Raw genomic sequence first — 4,229 nt, forward strand, 5'->3', positions numbered from 1 at the left:
ACATAATCGACCGATGTGCCGCATGGCCGCCAAACACCCCGATCGAAAAATACCGCGACCCTGCTTCCCGACCGCTGGAAACCCTCACAAAAATAGCCGCCCAAAATCTGGACGGCTTTCTTTTTATGGCTTACCTGCTATCGCGGACGGTTGTACGATTGTGTCGGTGCCCGTAAAGGCCGTGTTCATCAAGGACACCATCGGGCAGACAAAGCTGACTATGGCTGAAATAAGCGAACTGAAGAAGGGTAAAGCCCTCCCGCCTAAACAGATTACCGACAAGAACGGCAAGACCTACAATGTGGTGTTGCAAGTGTCGGCCGACCGCAAGGGCGTCGAGTTTGTACCCGGCGGCGTGCGACGACAGGAGCAGAGCCAGCAGCAGGGAAACAGTCAGGGTCAGCAACAGTCCTCGTGGCTGACAAAGGACGGCAACATCAAGCCCATCACAAAATGGGCTGGCGTTCCTATGACGCCGCAACAGCAGGCTGACTACACTGCCGGCAAGGTTGTCGAAATGACAAACATGGTTGACAAGCAGGGGCAGAAATGCACCGTCTATCTCCAGTTCAATCCTGAAAAGCAACGTCCGACTACATCACTCAACGATCCCCGCGTCAAGGTCGCTGAAGAGTCAAAGACTCAGAAGGCGGTCAACAATGACGGACTGACGAATGAGGCGACCAAGCATGTTGCCGAACCGCTCCAGAAATACCAGACCGCGCCGAAAGACGAGAATCAGGCGAAACAGCAGCGCAAGCCCAAAGGCCCGAAGCTGTAACCAAAATCCGCTGAAATGACATCAGGGAGGTCCGGAACTCCCGATGTTGTTGCCGCAAAACCACTATCTCCAAAATTATCCACCCGATAAAATTCATAAATATGAAACAGAAAAATCTTATAACAGTCGTGACCGACCATGAACTCACGGCTGACACCATCGCCAGAGCAATCGGCGCAAACGAAAAACACGAAGGCTACTACCTCGGCAACGGCTACGCCGTGACATGGACAAACGGCGGGGTCATAGAGGCGACCTTCTCCCCGTCAGAGAATTTCGTGCTCTCCACGACAATGAACAGCCGACAGGTGTATGCCCACAACTTCAAGTTCGCCATGCGCGACTATGATGAGCTGGTTGGCTACAAGAAAACCGAGCAGGACAGGAAACAGCTCGCCACAATCAAGGCTCTCTGGGGAATGAGCCACACGGTCGTCAACGCAATGTCACCAGAGAAATACGGCGATTTCGACTTTCTCAACCTCTACTATTTCATCGCCGTTCCGGTGGCAGTGCGCAGGGCATGGCTCCCCATTCTCACAAAGGGGGCAATCCGTCACGGAGTAATCCACGGGCCGCAGAACCGCAGGGAATACGAGGAATGGCTCGACAATGAGATCTACAACCGTCTGGTGGAGAAGTCGAAAGAAAATGTGGAACTCAAAGGCGCCTGCATCATGGAGGAAATGCCCGTGGAAGTGTCAACCGCCGATGCCGAAAGAATCGGTGTTGAACCGCCCGAAGTCGGCACTATCCTCACGATGGACAAAAATGCCATGCGCATAACCGACTGCCAGCCGCTTCTCAATATGCCGCTGATGCTCCTTAAAGCCGCGGTTGAGCTGGACTTCGACCACATGAAGACCATGCAGACCGCCTACACACTGTACGCGAAGAAACTTATATCCTATCCGTTCACGGTGCAGAACACCATTCCTTTCGGCGTGTGGAAACTGATGCTCCGAAACAAGAAAAATCTTCGCTACAACAGCAAGTGGGGCAAGGAGGCCAGACGGATCCGTATGCCGCGCCGCCACAACTTCCGCAACTTCCGCGATGGAGAATGTATCTACAACGGCTTCGGTATTGTAACCACCGGGCTACACCCCACCGACCTCAGCCGCGACGAGGAAAAACTCTACAACCTTATTGTTAAAAGCGTGATTGACGCTTTCGCATAACCGACACACAAGCCCTGAACCGCTTGATCCATACACAAATTAACACCATTTATCCCGCCCGATTCCGATTTATTTGTTAACTTTGCACTCAATTCAACGTCATAATGTTTTTGTTTCAAATTTATGACTTGGATTTAGTGGTTGGACATCGGGAGGGATACCCGGTGTCCTTTTCTTATATCCCATTGAAAGACACATAGGACGCCGGCAAACCACTATTCCAAGAACCCGATGAAACAAAATGTTGAATTACGGGAGATGGACGGCTACCGCGTCTATCTTCTGGGTCATCTGCGTGACCATTATTTTCCCCAGTACACCAATAAGAAATTTGTAGATGCCCGTGTTGACGAGGCATACGACACGTTTGTAACCCTGCGCCTTGAAGGTCATGACCCGGTTATGGCACAGGAAATGGCTATGCGCACACTCCTTGCCGGACTGTATGTGTCCCGCTATGACATTGTTTACAGCGTCATAGAGGAAAGCCTGTGGACACGGCTGCCTGAAGAATACTGGCCCGATTTCGCCGTGCATCTGCTCACAAAGAAAAGCGTGCATGACATTCTTGACCGCTATGAGGTCAACGGCGATTTCCTTGACCGCGAAACACACCAGCCGATGCTGACCGAACTGCTGGGAGAAATATCCGAAATACTTGACGGATATGAGTTATAACCGGCTCCAGACCATGCGCGACAACATTGAGGCGATAAGGCTTGCCCTGCGCCTTGATGTTGAACATCGCAACGCGGAAAATGCGCTTGAAAGGGAGATACTGCGCAAGTATGCCGGGTTCGGAGGGCTGAAATGTATATTGCAGGATGCCAACGAACTTGCCGATGCCGCCAAGTGGAGCAAGAGCGACATTGAGCTGTTTGCGCCTACGGTTGAACTGCACCGTCTTATTCACGACTATTCAAAGGACGACCGGGAGTTTGCCGGATACATGGACTCTCTGAAAGCGTCCGTGCTGACGGCTTTCTATACTCCTGAGCCTGTCATTGATGCGCTTGCCACTTCATTGCGTGAAAGAGGTGTGAAGATTAAAAAGTTCCTTGAACCGTCTGCCGGGCAAGGTGCTTTCATAGACTCCTTTCTGAAAAATGAGAATTATCCCGGTGCTGAAACACTCGTCTTTGAGAAGGACTTGCTGACGGGTAAAATTCTATCTGCCCTGCATCCGTCTATCTCCACCGAAATAAAAGGTTTTGAACGGATTGACCCTGATTTTGAGGGTTATTTTGATGTTGCTGCATCAAATATTCCTTTCGGCGACTTTGCGGTCGCTGACCCTCGATATGCCACAAGCAAGGAGATTGCCTACCGTCAGTCAACAAAGGCTATCCACAATTATTTCTTTCTCAAAGCACTGGACTCTGTGCACGAGGGTGGTATTGTGGCTTTTATCACATCGCAGGGTGTGATGAACGCCGTCAGCCCCTTCGTGCGCATAGAGTTGATGAAACGCTCTGACCTTGTGGGAGCGGTACGATTGCCAAACAATACTTTCTCCGATAACGCCGGAACAGATACAGGCTCTGACTTGATTATCCTGCAAAAGCATACTGGTAAAAAAGGAATGTCGGCTGATGAGGAATTTTTCATCCAGTCAATCGTTGACCGTGATACAAAAGCACCGACCAACAAATATTTTGCAGCATATCCGCAGAATGTCATTTGCACCGAAGCGAAAATCGGCACTGACCCATACGGCAAACCGGCTATCATCTACAAACATGAGGGCGGTGTCTATGGTATAGCAAGAGATTTGCGCGATGCTTTGGAAGATTCTTTGCGTCTGCGTCTGGACCTTGAATTATATAACAACCACGGCATAAAACCGCCCACGCCAGACCCTGTAACACCTACACCTGCGCCCAAGCCCAAAGTCGCTAAAGTCGCTGAGACTCCGCTGATGACGCAATACAAGGAGATGAAGAAACGACACCCGGACGCGATATTGATATTCCGTGTGGGCGACTTCTATGAGATGATAGGCGAAGATGCCGTGAAAGCGTCGGAGATACTGAAAATAACACTGACCCGACGACGCAACGGCAAAGCCGTCAGCATCGAACTTGCCGGTTTCCCGCATCATGCCCTCGACACCTATCTCCCCAAGCTCGTAAGAGCCGGGCAACGTGTGGCTATCTGCGAACAGCTTGAAGATCCGAAGCAGAAACAAAAGGAGGAATACAAGCCAACGGAGATTATCACGCCCCCACCGACGGTTGAGCCAAAGCCGGCTCCCGCTCCTGTTGAAC

4 protein-coding genes are annotated in these 4,229 nt (G+C 51.1%); all 4 read left to right on the forward strand.

Going from position 1 to position 4,229, the window contains the following annotated elements; genetic code table 11:
* Positions 1-160: 160 nt before the first annotated feature.
* Complete coding sequence (locus QZ310_RS13545) at positions 161-781, forward strand: DUF3945 domain-containing protein (RefSeq protein ID WP_297073805.1); 621 nt, start codon at positions 161-163, stop codon at positions 779-781.
* Positions 782-882: 101 nt separating this feature from the next.
* On the forward strand, positions 883-1,962 hold the full coding sequence (locus QZ310_RS13550; RefSeq protein WP_107033317.1) for a hypothetical protein: 1,080 nt from the start codon (positions 883-885) through the stop codon (positions 1,960-1,962).
* A gap of 231 nt (positions 1,963-2,193) precedes the next feature.
* Positions 2,194-2,640 carry a DUF1896 family protein gene (locus QZ310_RS13555; RefSeq protein ID WP_107033318.1) on the forward strand — a complete coding sequence of 149 codons (447 nt, stop codon included), beginning with the start codon at positions 2,194-2,196 and terminating at the stop codon, positions 2,638-2,640.
* Positions 2,630-4,229: N-6 DNA methylase (locus QZ310_RS13560; protein ID WP_297073809.1), on the forward strand; the 1,600-nt coding region annotated here is incomplete at its 3' end. The genes QZ310_RS13555 and QZ310_RS13560, both read left to right, overlap by 11 nt.

Origin of the sequence: uncultured Duncaniella sp. (assembly GCF_910577345.1) — a bacterium.
Lineage (GTDB): Bacteria > Bacteroidota > Bacteroidia > Bacteroidales > Muribaculaceae > Duncaniella.